Source organism: Streptomyces sp. Q2, from assembly GCF_056820935.1.
In genome coordinates this window covers 1-19,895 of record NZ_JBXEJE010000001.1, presented here as the reverse complement: position 1 = coordinate 19,895, position 19,895 = coordinate 1, and the positions used below count along the sequence as shown (strand labels likewise).

The following is a 19,895-nucleotide window of genomic DNA, read 5'->3' as shown; positions in this document are numbered from 1 at the left end:
CGTAACTTAGCGTTCCAAGACACCCGCCGACAGCCACCTCCCGCTGGCAACGCCGCCGCCACCACCGCCCGAGTACCGACCGCCGAGGGGTCCCGTTCCGTGAGTCTGCATCCCACCCTCCAGCCCTACGCCGACGCCTGGACCCACTCCATCGAAGCGATATCCGAGCTGGTGCTGCCGCTGGTGGAGGGTGAGTGGAACCGCCGCACCCCGTGCCCCGGCTGGTCGGTCCGTGACATCGTCTCCCATGTCATCGGCCTCGACTGCGAGATGCTCGGTGACCCGCGCCCCATCCACACGCTGCCGCGCGACCTGTTCCACGTCACCAACGACCACCAGCGATACATGGAGATGCAGGTCGACGTCCGCCGTCACCACACGGCGCCGGAGATGACCTCCGAGCTGGAGTACGTGATCATCCGCCGCAACCGCCAGCTGCGCAACGAGTCGCGCGACCCCGGCCACAAGGTGCGCGCCCCGCTCGGCACCGAACTCACCCTCGAAGAGGCCATGCGCAGCCACGCGTTCAACGTGTGGGTGCACGAGCAGGACCTGCGCGCCGCGCTCGGCCGCCCCGGCAACCTCGACTCCCCCGGCGCGCACATCGCCCGTGACGTGCTCCTCTCCGTCCTCCCGCGCATCGTGGCGGAGGACGCGGGCGCGCCCCGCAGTTCGGCGATCGTCTTCGACGTCCACGGCCCCATCGAGTTCCTGCGCACGATCCGCGTCGACATCCAGGGCCGCGGCACTCTCGAAACGGCTCCCGCTCTCGGCCCCGCCGCCACACTCACCCTCGACTGGGAGACCTACGTCCGTCTCGCCTGCGGCCGCGTCACACCGGAGGCGGTCGCGGACCGGGTCAAGGCGGAGGGCGATCCGCAGCTCACGGGGGCGATCCTGCGCAACTTCGCGGTGACGCCGTAGCGGGTGGGCCGCTGACCAGCCGGGTGCCCTACGCGGGCACGTGCACCGTCGCCACCCGGCTGGCAACCAACCGCTCCCGCTCCCGCCGGGCCGCCCGCTTCCGCAACCGCAGAATCTGACTCACCCCGAGCGCCTGGAGCACGAACACCGCGGAGAAGGCGACGCGGTAGTCGTCGCCGGTCGCGTCCAACAGCACCCCGATCGCGAACAGCGTCGTCATCGAGGCGACGAAACCCCCCATGTTCGTGATCCCGGACGCGGTCCCCTGCCGCTCCGGCGGATTCGCCGGCCGGGCGAAGTCGAAGCCGAGCATCGACGCGGGCCCGCACGAACCCAGCACCGTGCACAGCACGATCAGCAGCCACATCGGCGCGTGCTCGCCCGGATAGGCCAGCGTCACGGCCCACATCGCCGCCGTCGCCCCCACGGTCCCCAGCGCCAGCGGCAGCCGCGCCGCGTGGTGCCGGGCGACGACCTGCCCGTACACCAGGCCGACGACCATGTTGGACAGCACGACCAGCGTCAGCAGTTCCCCCGCCACGGCCCGCGACAGCCCCTGCGCCTCCACCAGGAACGGCATGCCCCACAGCAGCAGGAAGACCATCGCCGGGAACTGGGTCGTGAAGTGCACCCACAGTCCGAGCCGCGTCCCCGGCTCCCGCCAGGACGCGGCGATCTGCCGTCGTACGTACGCCGCCCCCTGGTGCGGGAAGGGCTCCGGCTCGTGTCCCTCGGGGTGGTCCTTCAGGAAGAGCAGCAGCAGGACCAGCACCACGACTCCCGCGAGCGCGCTGCCCGCGAAGGCCGCCGTCCAGCCGACGCCGTGCAGCAGCCGCGCCAGGACGAGGGTGGAGACCAGGTTGCCCGCCATGCCGACCAGTCCCGCGAGCTGCGCGACCATCGGACCGCGCCGGGCCGGGAACCAGCGGGAGCCGAGGCGCAGCACGCTGATGAACGTCATCGCGTCGCCGCAGCCGAGCAGCGCCCGCGAGGCGAGGGCCATGCCGTACGACGGGGAGAAGGCGAAGCCGAGTTGTCCGGCCGTGAAGAGGACGACGCCCAGGCCCAGCACCTTCTTGGTGCCGAACCGGTCCACCAGCAGGCCGACCGGTATCTGCATGCCCGCGTAGACCAGGAGCTGGAGGATCGAGAAGGTCGACAGGGCGGACGCGTTGACGTGGAAGCGGTCGGCGGCGTCGAGGCCGGCCACACCGAGGGAGGTACGGAAGATGACGGCGACGAAGTAGACCGAGACGCCGATGCCCCAGATGGCCATGGCGCGCCGCCCGCCTGGGGGTGCCCCCTGTGGGGGAGGGTCACCCGGCAGGGTGACCGACGACGAGCTCATCGGACGTCTCCCCGGGCCAGATGAGAGAACCAGCCGACGTGCCGGTGGACGACGTCGACAGCGGCCTCCGCGTCCCCTGAGCGCAGGGCCTCGAGGATCTCCTCGTGCTCGACGAGGGTCTTGGCGATGCGGTCGGGGTGGGAGTGCAGGATGGCGACGCCCATGCGCAGTTGGCGGTCGCGGAGCTGGTCGTAGAGCCGGGAGAGGATCTCGTTGCCGCCGCTGCGGACGATCTCGGCGTGGAAGCAGCGGTCGGTGACGGCGGCTTCGGCGAGCTCTCCGGCGGCGGCCTGCGCCTTCTGCTTGGCCAGCAGTCCTTCGAGCCGTTCGATGAGTCCGGCGGGGGCGGGTACGGCCTTGCGCGCCGCGTGTTCCTCGACGAGGAGCCGGGTCTCGACCACGTCCTTGATCTCCTGGGCGGAGACGGGCAGGACGAGCGCTCCCTTTTTCGGGTAGAGCTTGATCAGCCCTTCCACCTCCAGCCGCAGCAGCGCCTCCCGCACAGGTGTACGGGAAACGCCCACGGCGTCGGCGAGCTCACCCTCGGTCAGAAGAACGCCGCCCTCGTAACGGCGGTCCAGGACGCCCTGCTTGACGTGCGCGTACACGCGCTCTGCGGCGGGCGGATGCTTGACGGCCAGGCTCATGCCCACAGCTTAGATACAACACGTACGCATGATGGCGACTGTCCAGCATGCGGACTTGGAGGGCCTCGCCGGTAAAGCCTCCGGCAAAGAACGGGAACCCGCCCCAGCAGCCGCACAACCTTCTGTGCTAGTTACGAGTCACACACCTGCGGCCCCACATTCTTCGCACCGCAACTCGGCCGCATTCCAGGGGCATTCGACACAATCGGGGTATCTCAGTTGATAACCGTCATCAAGGACGGCTTCCAGGTTGTCCGCTTCCGCCGAGCCGCCGCCGTCACCATGACCGCAGGCGCCATGCTCGCGTCCGGAGCCCTCACCGCGGCACCCGCGCAGGCCGTCACCGCGCCCACGATCGTCGCCAAGGGCGGCTACGTGATGAACAACGCGAACGCCGCGGGGCTGTACGGCAAGGCCGCGAACACCAAGCGCTCCACCGGCTCCACCACGAAGATCATGACCGCCAAGGTCGTGCTCGCGCAGTCGAACCTCAACCTCGACGCGAAGGTCACGATCCAGAAGGCGTACAGCGACTACATCGTGTCGAAGGGCGCCTCCTCGGCCCGCCTGATCGTCGGCGACAAGGTCACCGTCCGCCAGCTGCTGTACGGCCTGATGCTGCCCTCCGGCTGCGACGCCGCGTACGCGCTCGCCGACAAGTTCGGTTCGGGCACGACGCGGGCCGCGCGCGTGAAGTCGTTCATCGGCAAGATGAACACCCAGGCGAAGAGCCTCGGTCTGACGAACACGCACTTCGACTCGTTCGACGGCATCGGCAACGGCGCCAACTACTCGACGCCGAAGGACCTGACGAAGCTCGCCAGCAGCGCGATGAAGAACTCCACGTTCCGCACGGTCGTCAAGACGAAGTCGTACACCGCGAAGACGATCACCAAGACCGGCAGCACGCGCACCATGCCGACGTGGACGAACACCAACACCCTGCTCAGCAGCTACAGCGGCACCATCGGTGTCAAGACCGGCTCGGGCTCCGAGGCGGGCTACTGCCTCGTCTTCGCCGCCACCCGTAACGGCAAGACGGTCATCGGTACGGTCCTGTCCTCCACGAGCGCAAGCCAGCGCGCGACGGACGCGACGAAGCTGCTCAACTACGGCTTCGCCAGGCTCGGCTGATCCGACCTTCGTCGACCAGCCCGCACCTGTGAGTGAAGGGCCCTCCGCCGACGGCGGAGGGCCCTTCACCATGTCGGCCGTGACCGGTCCCGGGACCGGCCTTCGCCCGCTACGCCCAGGTGATCAGCCGCTTCGGCTGTTCCAGGATCGCGGCCACGTCCGCCAGCACCTTCGAGCCCAACTCCCCGTCCACCAGACGGTGGTCGAAGGACAGCGCCAGTGTGGTGACCTGACGGGGCTTCACCTTGCCCTTGTGGACCCACGGCTGGAGCTTGATCGAACCGACCGCGAGGATCGCGGACTCGCCCGGGTTGAGGATCGGCGTTCCGGTGTCGACTCCGAAGACGCCGACGTTGGTGATGGTCACGGTGCCGCCCTGCATGGCGGCGGGGGACGTCTTGCCCTCCCTCGCCGTGGACACCAGTTCGCCCAGGGCCTCCGCCAGTTGCGGGAGGGTCTTGGCGTGCGCGTCCTTGATGTTCGGGACGATCAGGCCGCGCGGGGTCGCGGCCGCGATGCCCAGGTTGACGTAGTGCTTGAGCACGATCTCCTGGTTGGCCTCGTCCCAGGACGCGTTGATGTCCGGGTTGCGCCTGATCGCGACCAGCAGGGCCTTGGCGATCAGCAGCAGCGGGTTGACCCGCAGACCCTGCATCTCGTGCTTCTCGGGGGCCCGCTTGATCTCCTCGACCAGCTTCATCGTCCGCGTCACGTCGATCGTCACGAACTCGGTGACATGCGGGGCGGTGAAGGCCGAGCCGACCATCGCCGCGGCCGTCGCCCTGCGGACGCCCTTCACCGGGACGCGGGTCTCGCGGGAGGTGTCGTACGTCGCCACAGCCACGGCGGCGGGAGCGGCGGACGCGGGTGCGGGTGCGGACGCGGGCGCGGGCGCCGCGACCGGGGTCTGCGTCACCGGCTCGGACACCGGTGCCGCCGCCGCGTGCACGTCCTCCCGGGTGATGATGCCGTCCGGGCCGGACGGAACCACCGTCGCCAGGTCGACGCCCAGGTCCTTCGCCAGCTTGCGCACCGGCGGCTTCGCCAACGGGCGCGGCTTCGGGGCCGCGGCTGCCGTGGCCCCTGTGCCGTGTCCGTTCAGCTCCGCCTGGATGGCCGGCGACGCCTCCTGGGCCGGGACCTCCGGGCCCTTGCGGGGGCGTCGCTTGGTGGAGGAGGCCGCCACGCCGTAGCCCACCAGGACCGGCTGGCGGCCGGAGCCCACCGACTTCGGCTCCTCCGGCTCAGGTGCGGCAGGCGCGGTCGCGGGAGCGGCCGCCTCCGCGGGAGCGGCGGCCGCCGGGCCCCCGCCGGACACGTTCACCGCGATGATCGACGTGCCCACGTCCACCGTGGTGCCCTCGGCGAAGTGCAGCTCCTGCACGACGCCGTCGTACGGGATGGGCAGCTCCACCGCCGCCTTGGCCGTCTCGACCTCGCACACCACCTGGCCGTCGGTGACCGTGTCGCCGGGCTGGACGTACCACTTGAGGATCTCGGCCTCGGTGAGCCCCTCGCCCACGTCCGGCATCTTGAACTCGCGTACGGACGCTTCTGTCATCGTCGTCACGACCCTCTCCTCAGTACGCCAGGGCACGGTCGACGGCGTCGAGTACCCGGTCCAGGCCCGGCAGGTACTCCTCCTCCAGGCGGGCCGGCGGATACGGGGCGTGGTAGCCGCCCACCCGCAGCACCGGGGCTTCCAGGTGGTAGAAGCAGCGCTCGGTGATCCGGGCGGCGATCTCCGCGCCGGAGCCGAAGAACACCGGTGCCTCGTGGACCACGACCAGGCGGCGGGTCTTCTCCACCGAGGTCTGGATCGAGTCGAAGTCCAGGGGGGACACCGAGCGCAGATCCAGGATCTCCAGGGACCTGCCCTCCTCGGCGGCCGCGTCGGCGACCTCCTTGCAGAGCTTCACCATCGGGCCGTAGGCGGCGAGGGTGAGGTCCGTGCCCTCGCGGACGACCTGCGCCTTGTGCAGCGGGCCGGGGATCGCCTCCGTGTTCACCTCGCCCTTGTCCCAGTAGCGGCGCTTCGGCTCGAAGAAGATCACCGGGTCGTCGCTCTGGATGGCCTGCTGCATCATCCAGTAGGCGTCCGACGGGTTCGAGGGGGAGACCACCTTCAGGCCCGCCACGTGCGCGAACAGCGCCTCCGGGGACTCCGAGTGGTGCTCCACCGCACCGATGCCGCCGCCGTAGGGGATCCGCACGACGACCGGCATCTTGACCTTGCCCAGCGAACGCGCGTGCATCTTCGCGAGCTGCGTGACGATCTGGTCGTACGCGGGGAAGACGAACCCGTCGAACTGGATCTCCACCACCGGGCGGTAGCCGCGCAGGGCGAGGCCGATCGCCGTGCCCACGATGCCGGACTCGGCGAGGGGGGTGTCGATGACCCGGCTCTCGCCGAAGTCCTTCTGCAGGCCGTCCGTCACACGGAAGACACCGCCGAGCTTGCCGACGTCCTCACCCATGACGAGGACCTTGGGGTCCGTGTCCAGGGCCGTGCGCAGCGATTCGTTGATCGCCTTCGCCAGCGCCATGTTCTTGACCGGCTCGGAAGCCATCGTCTCGGCCATCTCAGTTACCCCCCTCTGCCTCGGCGTCGGCGAACGACGCCTGGTAGGCGGCGAACTGCGCCCGCTCCTCGTCGACCAGCGCATGTCCGTCCGCGTACGCGTGCTCGAACATGGCGAAGTGGTCCGGGTCCGGCATGGCACGGACCGCTTCGCGCACTCGCCTGCCCAACGCCTCGCTCTCGGCCTCGAGTTCCGCGAAGAATCCCTCGTCCGCGTGGTTTGAGGCCTCCAGGAACCGGCGAAGGCGCAGGATCGGGTCCTTCGCCTCCCAGGCGGCCCGCTCGTCGTCGTGGCGGTAGCGGGAGGGGTCGTCGGAGGTGGTGTGGGCGCCCATGCGGTACGTGTACGCCTCGACCAGGGTGGGGCCCTCCCCGCTGCGGGCGCGCTCCAGCGCCCACTTGGTGACGGCCAGGCAGGCCAGTACGTCGTTGCCGTCGACCCGTACGCCCGGGAAGCCGTAGCCCTGGGCCCGCTGGTAGAGCGGGACCCGGGTCTGCCTCTCGGTCGGCTCGGAGATCGCCCACTGGTTGTTCTGGCAGAAGAACACCACGGGGGCGTTGTAGACCGCGGAGAAGGTGAAGGACTCCGCGACGTCGCCCTGGCTGGAGGCGCCGTCGCCGAAGTAGGCGATGACCGCCGAGTCCGCGCCGTCCTTGGCCACGCCCATCGCGTAGCCGGTGGCGTGCAGGGTCTGCGAGCCGATGACGATCGTGTAGAGGTGGAAGTTGTTGCCGTTCGGGTCCCAGCCGCCGTTGTTCACGCCGCGGAACATGCCGAGCAGATTGGTCGGGTCCACCCCCCGGCACCAGGCGACGCCGTGCTCGCGGTAGGTGGGGAAGACGTAGTCGTCGTCGCGCAGGGCCCGGCCGGAGCCGATCTGGGCGGCCTCCTGGCCGAGGAGCGACGCCCACAGGCCCAGCTCGCCCTGGCGCTGCAGGGAGGTGGCCTCGGCGTCGAAGCGGCGGGTGAGCACCATGTCGCGGTACAGGCCGCGGAGCTCGTCGGGGGTGATGTCGGCGACGTACTTGTCGTACGCGGCGTTCTCGGCGCTCTTGATCCGCTCGCCCTCGGGCGTCAGCAGCTGAACGAGTTCGGGCTCGGTGCTTGGCGATTTCTTTGCGGTCGGGCGCTTGCCGGCCGTGCTCTTCGCACCGGTCGTACCTGCGCTGCGTCGCGGCTTGCGCGCGGCAGTGCTCTCCACGGTCACGTGTGCTCCTCCGTCGGTCCGGCTACCCGGGTTCGCCGGGTGCCAGTGCGGCTCACCTGTGGTCCTCCGGACGCACGGGGTGGGTGCGGCTCGTCGGCGACAGGCGTGACAGGTGCCCCGGCGAGCGCCCTGCAACAGGCACGTTACCCAGTGCTCCACATTTCTGTGAAACCCCTTCTGACCTGCGATTTTGCTTGGATTTCCAAGTAAAACCGCGAAATCGGACACCGTCCCTGGTCACAGCCTTGCAGGGGGCCGGAACAACGGCACGTTATCCCGGTGACCCAGGTCACGGGAAGAGTCTCCCCGGCGCGGGTCTCGTGGGCGTGCACGACACCGCCTCGTGGGCGAAGACGGGAGATTTCCCGGTGCGCCGCCGACGGCCGGGACGGACGTGGAGGCGTCGGCCGGGCCGGAACGGCCGCCGACGCGTCGGCACGGATTCCGGCCATCCGGCCCACTTCGCAGGGTTCGACGACGCGGGCGCGCAACTTCGGGCACCACCCGTGATCGAAAGCGACTGTCTGTGACGACCCGCAGCTCAGGGGCCTGGATCGTGCCCTAGCATCGGGCAGCGTGCCGCGCTCTTGTGTACCACCCCTCATGCCCCACGCGCCCCCGCTGGGAGCCCTCCTCCGCCAGTACACCGCCGGGTCCGCCCTCGCCTGCGTGCCCGTCGACCAGGGGCTGCTCAACCGCGGCTACCGGCTCTGCACGACCCGCGGCCGCTACTTCCTCAAGCACCACTTCGACCCCGAGACCGCCGATCCCGCCGCGATCGCCCGCCAGCACCGGGCCACCCAGCGCCTGGCCGACCTCGGCGTCCCGGTCGCACCCCCGCTGACCGGCCGCGACGGGCGCACGGTCGCGGTCGTCGGCGGCCACACCTACGCCCTGCACCCCTGGATCGACGGCCGGCACCGCCACGGCGGCCAGCTCACCACCGCCCAGTGCGGACGGCTCGGAGCGCTCCTGGGGATGGTGCACGCGAGCCTGGAGCGCGTGATGCGGACACAGGCGCGGGCCCGCGCGAAATCGCCCGGCACGGCCGAGGCGGCCGACACCTTCGCCCTCATCGACGACCTGCTCGGCCACGTGCACCGCCACCGCCCCGCCGACTCCTTCGACGAACTGGCCCGGCACCGGCTCCTGGAGCGGCGCACGCTCCTGGAGCAGCACGCCGACCGGCGTCCGCCGCGCGCCGGTTCGGTGGGGTGGGTGCACGGCGACTTCCACCCGTTCAACCTGCTCTACCAGGGGGACGCCCCCGCCGCGATCGTCGACTGGGACCGGCTCGGCATGAAGCCCCGCGCGGAGGAGGCCGTACGCGCCGCCGCGATCTTCTTCGTACGGCCAGCGGGGGCGCTCGACCTGCCGAAGGTACGGGCCTACGCGCGCGCGTACCGGCGTACGGCCGGCGCCACGCCCTCCGAACTCGCGGCGGCCGTGCACCGCGTGTGGTGGGAGCGCCTCAACGACTTCTGGATGCTGCGCTGGCACTACGAGCGCGGCGACACCCGCGCGGACCCCCAGTTCCCGGCCGCCTCGGCGCTCGCGGTGTGGTGGACGCGGGAGTACGACGCGGTGTGCGACGCGTTCGCCGACTGAGCGTCCTGGAGAGGGAGGGGGAGAGGGAGAGGACTGACAAACAGCACGCGCGCGTGCCGCCCGTTTCCGGGGTGCACGCGCGCGTGGATGCGCTGCGGTCGGCCGATGATCAGCCGCCGGTGGTGCCGCCGTCGCCCGTGCCGCCCACGAGCGATTCGCCCGTCGGGTCCGGGGTCACCGGGTCGTCCGACGGGGCCGGGGTCGTCGGGTCGTCCGTCGGCTCCTCGGTCGTCGGCTCGTCCGTCGGTTCGTCGGTCGGCTCGTTGGTGGGCGTCTGCGACGGCGTGTAGGACGGGGTGTACGACGGCGTGTAGGACGGGTCGGAGCCCGTGCCGGTGCCGTCGTCCGTGGACGTGTCCGTCGGCTGGTCGCTGGTGTCGTCGCTCGGCGTCTCGCTGGCCGTCTCGTCGTCGGTGGTCTGCACGGTGGTCGGCGACTTCGAGGGGTCCGCGCCACCACCGTCGCCGTTGCCGCCCTTGAGGGCGAGCGCGACACCCGCCGCGATGGCGATCACCGCGAGTACGGCGAGGATCCACAGCTTGCCGCGGCCGCCGCCCCGGTTGCCCTGACCCTCGAAGCCGCCGTCGTCCCCGCCGCCGTAGCGGTTGGGCAGGATCGGCTGCGGGATCTGCGTGGTGCCGGAGGAGTCGCCGGGATGCGGCAGCACGGTGGTGCTCGCGAAGCCCGCCGCCGGGGTGTGCCGGCCCTCGTGCATGTCGACGGGCCCGGTGTTCCAGGTGCCGGTGTGGCCGCCCTGCTCGTACAGCATCTGCAGGCCGTACTGGACCAGCCCGCGCATCTCCTCGGCCGTCTGGAAACGGTCGTCCGGCTCCTTGGCCAGCGAGCGCATGACAAGACCGTCGAGCTCCGGCGGTACGGCGTCGGAGACCTCGGACGGAGGCGTCGGGATGTCCTGGACGTGCTGGTAGACGACCGACAGCGGGGTCTCGCCGGTGAAGGGCGGGCGCAGCGCGAGAAGTTCGTAGAGGAGACAGCCCGTGGCGTACAGGTCGGAGCGGTGGTCGACGGCCTTGCCGAGGGCCTGCTCCGGGGAGAGGTACTGCGGGGTGCCCATGACCATGCCGGTCTGCGTCATCGTCGTGGACGCGCCGTGCAGGGCGCGGGCGATGCCGAAGTCCATCACCTTCACGGCGCCGTTGTGCGTGATGATGACGTTGGCGGGCTTGATGTCGCGGTGCACGATGCCGTGCTGGTGCGAGTAGGCGAGCGCCTCCAGCACACCCGAGACGATGATCAGGGCCTGTTCGGGGCCCGGGGCCTCGGCGTTGAGGAGCAGGTCGCGGATGGTGCGCCCCTCGACGATCTCCATCACGATGTACGGCACGGACTGGCCGCCCACGAAGTCCTCGCCGGAGTCGTACACGGCGACGATCGCGTGGTGGTTGAGCCCGGCGACCGACTGGGCCTCGCGCGTGAAGCGGGCCTTGGAGACGGGGTCCTCGGCGAGGTCCGCGCGCAGCAGCTTGACCGCCACGGTGCGTCCGAGGCGTACGTCCTCGGCCGCGAAGACCTCGGCCATGCCGCCCCGGCCGAGTCTGCGGGTCATCCGATATCGGCCGTCCCCGACCAGTCCGCCGTTCCCCCACAGTTCCGGCGCATCTGACATTCCGCCGCCAGTCGCCTCGGGGTCGGACGGGCCCTGAGCGCGCTGCTGCTGTGCCATCAGTCCTCGCCGTCGTTTTCTGCCCGCGGTGCGCGCGGTGTTGTTACGGTCTCCGTCGGCCACGCTACAGCCTCCGCGCAAGCCGCCGATCCGGGAAGACCCCGGGAACCGGCCCAGAGACGGACCGGCCATCAAACCTGTAGTACGTACCGGCGTGCAAATTGTGTGTACCGGCCGTACGCCTGCTGTAACGCTTGCGCGACCTTTCTTTCGCGTACGGTCACGGATCGGGCACCGCGCTTGACGTGTCAGTGCCCTCCGGCAGACTTGGCCGGGAATAGCACTTTGGATCAATGGCACGCACGGCGCCTGAGGCCTACGGGGGACGCAGAGACATGAGCCAGGACGGCGCACAGGGCCGGTACGCGGGGCGGGCGCTCGCCGGCGGCCGCTATCAGCTGCGCGACTTGCTCGGCGAAGGCGGCATGGCCTCGGTGCACCTCGCGTACGACGCCGTGCTCGACCGGCAGGTCGCGGTCAAGACCCTGCACACCGAGCTGGGCCGGGAGCAGGCCTTCCGCGAGCGCTTCCGCCGCGAGGCCCAGGCCGTGGCCAAGCTCACGCACACCAACATCGTCTCCGTCTTCGACACCGGCGAGGACGCGCTGGACGGCGCGACGATGCCGTACATCGTCATGGAGTACGTCGAGGGACAGCCACTCGGCTCGGTGCTGAACGCCGACGTACGGCAGTACGGCGCGATGCCCGCCGACAAGGCCCTGAAGATCACCGCGGACGTGCTCGCCGCGCTGGAGATCAGCCACGAGATGGGCCTGGTCCACCGGGACATCAAGCCGGGCAACGTGATGATGACCAAGCGCGGCGTGGTCAAGGTGATGGACTTCGGCATCGCCCGCGCCATGCAGTCCGGTGTGACCTCGATGACGCAGACCGGCATGGTCGTCGGCACGCCGCAGTACCTGTCGCCGGAGCAGGCGCTGGGCCGGGGCGTCGACGCCCGATCCGACCTCTACTCGGTCGGCATCATGCTGTTCCAGCTCGTGACCGGCCGGCTGCCGTTCGACGCGGACTCGCCGCTGGCGATCGCGTACGCGCACGTGCAGGAGGAGCCGGTCGCCCCTTCGTCGATCAACCGCGCCCTGCCGCCCGCGGTGGACGCGCTGGTCGCCCGCGCACTGAAGAAGAACCCGAACGAGCGTTTCCCGAGCGCCGAGGCGATGCGCGACGAGTGCCTGCGCGTGGCCGCCTCCTTCCAGCCCGCCGCGCCGAGCATCGTGCCGGGTGCGCCGACGCAGAGCGGCGCGGGCGTCGGCTCCGCCGTGTTCCCGCCGGTCGACCAGGCGACGCCGGGGCCGACGGGCAACGTACAGACGCCGTACCAGCCGGTCCCGACGCCGAATCCCTACGGCGCCCCGCAGCCGTCGGCGCCTTCCCCGGCGTACGGCTATCCGCAGCAGGCCGGCTACCAGACACCCGGCCCGGGGGGCTACGCGCCGCAGCATTCCTCGACCCCGCCGCCGTACAACATGACGCCCCCGACCGCCACGGCCTCCTCCGGCGGCGGCGACAAGGGCAACAAGCCGGTGATCATCGGGTCGGTCGTGGTGTCGCTGCTCGCGGTCGGCGGGCTGATCGCGGCGCTGATGATGAACAGCGGCGGAACCGAGGACCCGAACGCCGGCAACAGCCCCAGCGCGTCGGCATCGACCAAGGTGGCGGGCTACCGCGGGCCGGACGCGACGAAGACGATCGAGAAGACCGAGTGCACCGAGCCGGACGAGTCGTACAACGACCCCTCCCAGGTGCGGATGCCGGACTTCACGTTCAAGAACTGGGACTCGGTCCTGGACTGCCTCAAGGCGGCCGGGTGGCAGTACGACAAGACCGCCGTCGACGAGAACACCTACGGCGACGGCACCGTCATGAAGCAGTACCCGGCGGCGGGTACGGACTTCGACCCGAAGAAGGCGCCGGAGATGCAGTTCGAGATCTCGACCGGCAATCCGGCGTGACGCCGGTGAGGTGAGGCGACGTGGAAGGGCCCGGCAGCCATCGGCCGCCGGGCCCTTCGCGTAGGTGGTCGGGTTGCCGGGCCTTACAGGTACGGGCCGCCCGAGCGCCCCATCGTGCGCAGGTCGTCGCCGTCCTCGTGGCCGCCGGCCCCCGGCGGCAGGGCGCGGCGCATCTGTTCCAGCTGGGCCCGCGCGGCCATCTGCTGGGCGAACAGGGTGGTCTGGATCCCGTGGAAGAGACCCTCCAGCCAGCCGACCAGCTGCGCCTGCGCGATCCGCAGTTCCGCGTCGCTCGGGGTCGCCTCGTCCGCGAACGGCAGCGACAGCCGCTCCAGCTCCTCGACGAGCTCCGGGGCCAGACCGTCCTCCAGCTCCTTCACCGAGCTGGAGTGGATCTCCTTGAGACGGACCCGGCTCGCCTCGTCCAGGGGAGCCGCGCGGACCTCTTCGAGCAGCTGCTTGATCATGCTTCCGATCCGCATGACCTTCGCCGGTTGTTCCACCATCTCCGTCACGGGAACCTCTCGGGAGTCCTCGTCTCCTCCGCCACCGAGAGCCATCCCGTCCTGCCCAACGACCAGGATCTGTGGGTTCTCCGGCGACCGTTCGTTCCTCGGCATCTCCATGCCGCCATTCTCTCGCACCCCTCCACCTCATCACCGTCGTGCCCCCGGTAAGAGCTGATCCACCGTTCCCGAGGACATCGGCCCGGATATCGCCCCTCCGGACCAGCCCGGAATGACGGGAGTGCGGGTGAATGCCAGGCTTGTGCCGTGACTTCATGGCTGCGATCGCTACGCGTGACGGGGGTGCTGGTCGTGCTGTCGGCGGGGATGGTCGTGCCGGCGTGCGGCGGTGACCGGGCGTACGCGGCCGAGTCGTCGCCCCCCGCGTCCCCGTCCGGCTCCGCCTCCGCCTCCGCGTCCGCCGCCGAGCCCTCCCGGGCCGGGAGCCGCCCGGGTGAGGGGCGGGAGCGTCCGGGGCGGCGGAACGAGGCGGAGGAAGCGGAGCGGGTGGACACCGAAGCCGCGGTACCGGAGGACGAGGAGGCGGCGGAGGAGGACGAGGGCGCGGACGGTGTCGTGGACGGTGACGAGGACGGCGATCTCACCGCCGTACCGGAACCGCCGCGCGAGACCGCTGCCGCCCTGCTCCCCCCACACCCGGCGCGCCCCGCGAAGGAGAGGGCCGCCCGCCCCGCCGAGCCCGCACTGCGGATCATGCCGCTGGGTGGCGGGCTGATCCTCGTCGGACTCGGGCTGGGACTCGCCTTCGTGGCGCTCCGCGTGCGGCGGGCCGCCTCCTGAGGTCCACAGCGTGGTCTATGGCGTGCTCTACGCCGTGACGAGCAGGACCTTTCCGATGTGCCCGCTCTCCTCCACGACCCGGTGCGCGGCGGCCGCGTCGCTCATCGGGAGCTCGCAGTCGACGATCGGGCGGACGTGACCGGCGTCGAGCAGCGGCCAGACGTGCTCGCGCACGGCCGCGACGATCGCCGCCTTCTCGCCGAGCGGCCGGGCGCGCAGGGAGGTCGCGCTGATCGCGGCCCGCTTGCGCAGAAGGGCGGCGATGTTCAGCTCGGCCTTGATACCGCCCTGCATGCCGATGATCGCGAGCCGGCCGTTGACGGCGAGGGCCTTGACGTTGCGGTCGAGGTACTTGGCACCCATGTTGTCGAGGATGACGTCGGCGCCGGCCCCGCCGGTGGCCTCCTCGATCTCGGCGACGAAGTCCTGCTCGCGGTAGTTGACCAGGATGTCGGCGCCCAGTTCGGCGCAGCGGTCGAGCTTCTCCTTGCTGCCGGCCGTGACCGCGACCTTGGCGCCCACCGCCTTGGCGAGCTGGATGGCCATGGTGCCGATGCCGCTGGAGCCGCCGTGCACGAGCAGGGTCTCACCGGGGCGGAGGTGGGAGATCATGAAGACGTTCGACCAGACCGTGGCGACCACCTCGGGCAGCGCGGCGGCCTGCGTGAGACCGATGCCCTTGGGCAGCGGCAGCAGCTGGCCGGCCGGCACGGCGACTTTCTCCGCGTAGCCCCCGCCCGCGAGCAGCGCGCACACCTCGTCGCCGACGCTCCATCCGGTGACACCGGGGCCGACCTCGGCGATCCGTCCGGAACACTCCAGGCCGGGGTAGGGGGAGGAGCCGGGCGGCGGGTCGTAGAAGCCCTGCCGCTGCAGGATGTCGGCGCGGTTGACGGCACTGGCCGCCACCTCGACCAGCACCTCGCCCTCGCCGGGCACGGGATCGGGGACCTCGTCCCACACCAGCGCCTCGGGCCCACCAGGTTCGGGAATCGTGATCGCATGCATGCAAGGGACGCTACCCGTCGTTCCTCGGCCGGACCCTCGCGGCCTCGGTCGGACCTCCTCGGTCCTCGGCCGGACCCTCTCGGCCTCGGCCGGACCTCCTCGTTCCTCGGCCGGTCCTCCTCGGTCCTTGGTCGGACCCCTCGTCGGTCCTTCGACCGGTCCCCCGGAAAATCGCTGTGCGCGAGCGATGAGTTTGCGCGACCGTAAAGGTCTCCCCATGCGTAACCCAAGTACGCGGAAGGACACCCCACCATGAGCCAGCACACGTCCGGCCTGGCCATCGAGACCGCAGGCCTGGTGAAGACGTTCGGCGAGACACGGGCCGTCGACGGAGTCGACCTCGCGGTGCCGGCCGGCACCGTCTACGGCGTTCTCGGTCCGAACGGCGCAGGGAAGACGACCACGGTGAAGATGCTCGCCACCCTGCTGCGGCCGGACGGCGGTGAGGCCCATGTCTTCGGACACGATGTCGTACGGGACGCCGACGAGGTCCGCAGCCGGGTCAGCCTGACCGGCCAGTACGCGTCGGTTGACGAGGACCTCACCGGCACCGAGAACCTGGTCCTGCTGGGCCGGCTGCTCGGTCACCACAAGAAGGCCGCACGGGAGCGTGCCGCCCAGCTGCTGGAGGCCTTCGGCCTCACGGACGCGGCCGGGAAGCAGGTCAAGCACTACTGGCATGCGGCGCCGTATCGACATCGCCGCCTCCATCCTCAACACTCCCGAGCTGCTCTTCCTGGACGAGCCGACGACCGGCCTCGACCCACGCAGCCGCAACCAGGTGTGGGACATCGTGCGCGCGGTCGTCGCCCAGGGCACCACGGTGCTGCTGACCACGCAGTATCTGGACGAGGCCGACCAACTGGCGTCCCGGATCGCGGTCATCGACCAAGGGAAGGTGATCGCGGAGGGCACCAAGGGCGAGCTGAAGGCGTCGGTGGGCGCCGGGGCCGTCCATCTGCGACTGCGTGATCCCGCGCAGCGGCCGCAGGCCGAGGAGGTGCTGCGGCTGACGCTGGACGCGGACGTGCAGCTGGAGCCGGATCCGGTGGCGCTGACGGCCCGTGTCGGGGGCGGGGCGGCGAACGGGCAGGGTGCGGCCGAGCAGGCGGCCCGCGCACTCGCCGAGCTGGCCCGCACCGGGGTCGTCGTCGACAACTTCTCCCTGGGTCAGCCCAGCCTGGACGAGGTCTTCCTCGCCCTCACCGGACATGACACCCGCGAGGCGAAGCACTCCCACGACGCGAACGGCTCGAACGGCTCCAACGACTCGAAGGACGAGGTGGCGGCATGAGCACCGCGACGACCACGGAGACCAAGGATCTCGCCCCGGTCAGTGCCGAATCCCTCGCCGCGCTGCTCGTCGCCGGGGAGCGGCCGCCGCGCCCGAGCGCCCTGTCGGCCTCGCTGACCTTCGGCTGGCGGGCCGTCCTCAAGATCAAGCACGTGCCGGAGCAGCTCTTCGACGTCACCGCGTTCCCGATCATGATGGTGCTGATGTACACGTACCTGTTCGGGGGCGCCCTGGCCGGGTCCCCGAAGGAGTACATCCAGTTCCTGCTGCCGGGCATCCTGGTGATGTCGGTCGTGATGATCACGATGTACACCGGTGTCTCGGTGAACACCGACATCGAGAAGGGCGTCTTCGACCGGTTCCGCACGCTGCCGATCTGGCGGCCGTCGGTGATGGTCGGCTATCTCCTCGGCGACGCGCTGCGCTACACGATCGCGTCCGTCGTGATGCTCACGGTCGGCATGCTCCTCGGCTACCGCCCGGACGGCGGGGCCGCCGGAGTGCTCGCCGGGATCGCGCTGCTGGTGGTGTTCTCGTTCGCGTTCTCGTGGATCTGGACGATGTTCGGGCTGCTGCTGCGCACCGAGAAGTCGGTGATGGGCGTCAGCATGATGGTGATCTTCCCGCTGACCTTCCTGTCCAACGTCTTCGTCGACCCGAAGACGATGCCGGGCTGGCTGCAGGCGTTCGTCAACAACAGCCCGGTGACCCATCTGGCGTCGGCGGTGCGCGGGCTGATGGCGGGCGACTGGCCGACCGACGAGGTCGCCTGGTCGCTGGGCTGGGCGGGCCTGTTCGTGCTGGTCTTCGGGCCGATCACGATGCGGCTGTACAACCGCAAGTAGCCGGCTGCGTCACCGCGATCAGTCCTGGGTCAGCGGGCGGACGTCGGGCGCGACCTGCGTGCCCGGCGTCGCCCGCACGATCGTGATCAGCCGGTCCGTCAGCTCCAGTGTGCCGACGGCCGCATCGTCGTATCCGAGCACCCGGTGCCCGCGTACGACGCTCACCACCAGGTCGGTCGTCTCCCTCGGGCCCTTGCCGACCTCGGCCTTTATGACCGGCCGTTCGATGATGTCGAGGCCGCTGCCCTGCTGGATGAGGTCCTCCATCACCATGCCGGCCGCGGGGCTCAGCACGGACAGACCAAGGAGCCGCCCGGCGGCACTGGCGCTGGTGATCACCGCGTCGGCGCCGGACTGCTTCAGCAGCGGGGCGTTCTCCTCCTCCCGCACCGCGGCCACGATCTTCGCGCCCTTGTTGAGCTGCCGGGCCGTGAGCGTCACGAGGACGGCGGTGTCGTCGCGCTGGGTCGCGATGATGATCTTCCGCGCCCGGTGCACCTCGGCCCGCATCAGGACGTCGCTGCGCGTCGCGTCCCCGACGACTCCGGCGTACCCGTCCGCGGTCGCCGCGTCGATCACCTTGGAACTGGGGTCGACCACGACGACCTGCTCCTTCTTCAGCCCGGTCGCACAGACGGTCTGGATCGCCGAGCGTCCCTTGGTGCCGAAGCCGATGACGACGGTGTGGTCGCGCAAGGTGGACCTCCAGCGGTTGAGTCGCCACTCCTCACGCGTGCGTTCGGTGAGGACTTCGAGCGTGGTGCCGACCAGGATGATCAGGAACAGCACACGCATCGGCGTGATGACGAAGATGTTGGTGAGCCTGGCGGCGTCACTGACCGGGGTGATGTCGCCGTAGCCGGTGGTGGAGAGGGTGACGGTCGCGTAGTAACAGGCGTCGAGGAAGTCGACCGAGCCGTCGGAACTGTCGTTGTAGCCGTCGTGGTCGGCATAGACGATCACCGCGGTGGCCACGAGCAGGAAGAGAGCCATGAGCACCCTCCTGGCGACCTGCCGGAACGGGTGTTCCACCACCTTGCGGGGCAGCAGCACCCGATGGGTGACGAGATGTTCGTCCGCCTGCCGGGCGATCGCGTCCTGACCCGGAAGTTTCACGTGAAACACACCCCGATCCCGGCTGTGGCCCAGGGCAGGTCGAGCAGCTCCGTCTCCTGACCGGGCCGCGCCCCGCCCGGAGGTACGACGGCCAGGGCGTCGGCCGCCGCGATGCCCCGCAGCATCGCCGGTCCGTTGTAGTGCAGCGGCACGGCACAGTCACCGCGCAGGACCACGGGGATGAGCCGGGTGTCGTGCGGATGCCCGTGCGCCTCGTCCCGCAGCGGCATCGTGTAGGGCTCCGGGGCGGGGCGGGCCGCGAGGGTGCGCAGCAGCGGCTCGGCGAGCGTGAGCAGGCCGGAGACGGCCGCGAGAGGGTTGCCGGGCAGGCCGACGAGGTGCTGGTCGCCCTTGGTGCGGGCCAGCAGCATGGGGTGGCCGGGGCGCACCTGGACGCCGTCGACCAGGAGTTCGGCGCCGATGCGCTGAAGGGTGGGGTGGACGTGGTCGACGGGGCCGAAGGCGGTGCCGCCGGTGGTGACGATCAGGTCGGCCTTGGATGTCGTGAGCGCCTTGTGGAGCGCTTTGGCGTCGTCGCCGAGCCGGCGTACGGCGGTGACCTCGGCGCCGAGCGCGCGGAGCCAGGGAGGGAGCATCGGGCCGAGCGCGTCCCTGATCAGCCCGTCGTGCGGTCTGCCCTCGGTGAGCAACTCGTCGCCGAGCACGAGGACTTCGACGCGGGGGCGGGGCACGGCGGTGACGGTGTCGTATCCGGCGGCCGCGGCCAGGCCGAGCACCGCCGGGGTGACGAGGGTGCCGGCCGGCAGGAGCTGGTCGCCGCTGCGGCACTCCTGTCCACGCGGGCGGATGTCCTGGCCGTGGGCCATCTCGCGGGTCGGGTGGAGGTGGCCCTTGTCGTCCGCGCGGCCGTGCTCGCTGCGCAGGACGGCGGTGGTGTCGAGGGGGATGCGGGCACCGGTGGCAATCCGGACGGCCTCGCCGTCGGTGAGCGGATCGGGCTCCGCGTGTCCGGCGAGTACGCCCTCGTCCCGTACGGCCCAGGGGCCGGGGCCGGCGACCGCCCAGCCGTCCATCGCCGAGGTGTCGAAGGAGGGCAGGTCGGTGAGGGCGGTGAGGGGGGCGGCCAGGGTGAGGCCGAGGGCGTCGCCGAGGGTGACGGAGACGGGGGCGCGGTGGGCGCCGCGCCTGGCGGACCGGGCGGCGCGCTCGGCGATCTCGCGCGCCTCGGGCCAGGGGGTGGCCCGCCGGCGGGGCGCC

At 70.8% G+C, this 19,895-nt stretch carries 16 protein-coding genes and 1 pseudogene; 7 read left to right on the top strand and 10 right to left on the bottom strand.

Translation table 11 applies throughout. The features are described 5' to 3' along the window. The first annotated feature begins 99 nt into the window (after positions 1 to 99). Positions 100 to 924 carry a maleylpyruvate isomerase family mycothiol-dependent enzyme gene (locus ACWBNA_RS00085; RefSeq protein ID WP_482700964.1) on the top strand — a complete coding sequence of 275 codons (825 nt, stop codon included), beginning with the start codon at positions 100 to 102 and terminating at the stop codon, positions 922 to 924. A gap of 28 nt (positions 925 to 952) precedes the next feature. On the opposite strand, the gene ACWBNA_RS00080 is transcribed toward ACWBNA_RS00085, so the two are convergent. Together ACWBNA_RS00080 and ACWBNA_RS00075 are read right to left on the bottom strand one after the other, a co-directional pair. Then, entirely contained in the window at positions 953 to 2,272 is a 1,320-nt protein-coding gene (locus ACWBNA_RS00080) for an MFS transporter (RefSeq protein WP_482700962.1), read from the bottom strand. Further along, positions 2,269 to 2,919, bottom strand: a complete 651-nt coding sequence (locus ACWBNA_RS00075) for a GntR family transcriptional regulator (protein ID WP_482700961.1) — start codon at positions 2,917 to 2,919, stop codon at positions 2,269 to 2,271. The genes ACWBNA_RS00080 and ACWBNA_RS00075 overlap by 4 nt, the downstream gene beginning before the upstream one ends. Before the next feature lie 282 nt (positions 2,920 to 3,201). On the opposite strand from ACWBNA_RS00075, the gene ACWBNA_RS00070 reads away from it, so the two are divergent. Then, positions 3,202 to 4,053, top strand: a complete 852-nt coding sequence (locus ACWBNA_RS00070) for a D-alanyl-D-alanine carboxypeptidase family protein (RefSeq protein WP_482701667.1) — start codon at positions 3,202 to 3,204, stop codon at positions 4,051 to 4,053. A 109-nt stretch (positions 4,054 to 4,162) separates the two neighbouring features. Here the strand turns inward: ACWBNA_RS00070 and ACWBNA_RS00065 are convergent, their stop codons facing one another. The 3 genes from ACWBNA_RS00065 to pdhA are packed head-to-tail and all read right to left on the bottom strand — an operon-like array spanning position 4,163 to position 7,842. After that, a complete protein-coding gene (locus ACWBNA_RS00065; protein WP_482700960.1) occupies positions 4,163 to 5,623 on the bottom strand; it encodes a dihydrolipoamide acetyltransferase family protein in 1,461 nt (486 codons plus the stop codon). Positions 5,624 to 5,633: 10 nt separating this feature from the next. Beyond that, a complete protein-coding gene (locus ACWBNA_RS00060; RefSeq protein ID WP_482701665.1) occupies positions 5,634 to 6,623 on the bottom strand; it encodes an alpha-ketoacid dehydrogenase subunit beta in 990 nt (329 codons plus the stop codon). A 13-nt stretch (positions 6,624 to 6,636) separates the two neighbouring features. Next, complete coding sequence (gene pdhA, locus ACWBNA_RS00055; protein WP_482700958.1) at positions 6,637 to 7,842, bottom strand: pyruvate dehydrogenase (acetyl-transferring) E1 component subunit alpha; 1,206 nt, start codon at positions 7,840 to 7,842, stop codon at positions 6,637 to 6,639. A gap of 603 nt (positions 7,843 to 8,445) precedes the next feature. On the opposite strand from pdhA, the gene ACWBNA_RS00050 reads away from it, so the two are divergent. Beyond that, complete coding sequence (locus ACWBNA_RS00050) at positions 8,446 to 9,450, top strand: phosphotransferase (RefSeq protein ID WP_482700956.1); 1,005 nt, start codon at positions 8,446 to 8,448, stop codon at positions 9,448 to 9,450. A gap of 109 nt (positions 9,451 to 9,559) precedes the next feature. Here the strand turns inward: ACWBNA_RS00050 and ACWBNA_RS00045 are convergent, their stop codons facing one another. Further along, positions 9,560 to 11,134, bottom strand: a complete 1,575-nt coding sequence (locus ACWBNA_RS00045) for a protein kinase domain-containing protein (RefSeq protein WP_482701663.1) — start codon at positions 11,132 to 11,134, stop codon at positions 9,560 to 9,562. A 335-nt stretch (positions 11,135 to 11,469) separates the two neighbouring features. Here ACWBNA_RS00045 and ACWBNA_RS00040 point away from each other — a divergent pair, with 335 nt between their 5' ends. Continuing rightward, positions 11,470 to 13,107 carry a protein kinase domain-containing protein gene (locus ACWBNA_RS00040; protein ID WP_482700954.1) on the top strand — a complete coding sequence of 546 codons (1,638 nt, stop codon included), beginning with the start codon at positions 11,470 to 11,472 and terminating at the stop codon, positions 13,105 to 13,107. A gap of 83 nt (positions 13,108 to 13,190) precedes the next feature. Here the strand turns inward: ACWBNA_RS00040 and ACWBNA_RS00035 are convergent, their stop codons facing one another. Continuing rightward, the gene (locus ACWBNA_RS00035) at positions 13,191 to 13,733 is read right to left on the bottom strand and encodes a bacterial proteasome activator family protein (RefSeq protein ID WP_482700952.1); all 543 of its coding nucleotides are present in this window, start codon (positions 13,731 to 13,733) and stop codon (positions 13,191 to 13,193) included. 147 nt (positions 13,734 to 13,880) lie between these two features. Between ACWBNA_RS00035 and ACWBNA_RS00030 the strand changes: the two genes are divergently transcribed. Next, complete coding sequence (locus ACWBNA_RS00030; RefSeq protein WP_482700950.1) at positions 13,881 to 14,414, top strand: hypothetical protein; 534 nt, start codon at positions 13,881 to 13,883, stop codon at positions 14,412 to 14,414. 27 nt (positions 14,415 to 14,441) lie between these two features. Here the strand turns inward: ACWBNA_RS00030 and ACWBNA_RS00025 are convergent, their stop codons facing one another. After that, positions 14,442 to 15,422, bottom strand: coding sequence for an NAD(P)H-quinone oxidoreductase (locus tag ACWBNA_RS00025; RefSeq protein WP_482700948.1), 981 nt, complete (start codon positions 15,420 to 15,422; stop codon positions 14,442 to 14,444). 252 nt (positions 15,423 to 15,674) lie between these two features. On the opposite strand from ACWBNA_RS00025, the pseudogene ACWBNA_RS00020 reads away from it, so the two are divergent. Beyond that, positions 15,675 to 16,716, top strand: a pseudogene (locus ACWBNA_RS00020) (ATP-binding cassette domain-containing protein). Then, positions 16,713 to 17,561, top strand: coding sequence for an ABC transporter permease (locus ACWBNA_RS00015; RefSeq protein WP_482700946.1), 849 nt, complete (start codon positions 16,713 to 16,715; stop codon positions 17,559 to 17,561). The pseudogene ACWBNA_RS00020 and the gene ACWBNA_RS00015 overlap by 4 nt, the downstream one beginning before the upstream one ends. 18 nt (positions 17,562 to 17,579) lie before the next feature. On the opposite strand, the gene ACWBNA_RS00010 is transcribed toward ACWBNA_RS00015, so the two are convergent. Together ACWBNA_RS00010 and ACWBNA_RS00005 are read right to left on the bottom strand one after the other, a co-directional pair. Beyond that, positions 17,580 to 18,677, bottom strand: a complete 1,098-nt coding sequence (locus tag ACWBNA_RS00010) for a potassium channel family protein (protein WP_482700944.1) — start codon at positions 18,675 to 18,677, stop codon at positions 17,580 to 17,582. Next, positions 18,674 to 19,895: molybdopterin molybdotransferase MoeA (locus ACWBNA_RS00005; protein WP_482700943.1), on the bottom strand; the 1,222-nt coding region annotated here is incomplete at its 5' end. The genes ACWBNA_RS00005 and ACWBNA_RS00010, both read right to left, overlap by 4 nt.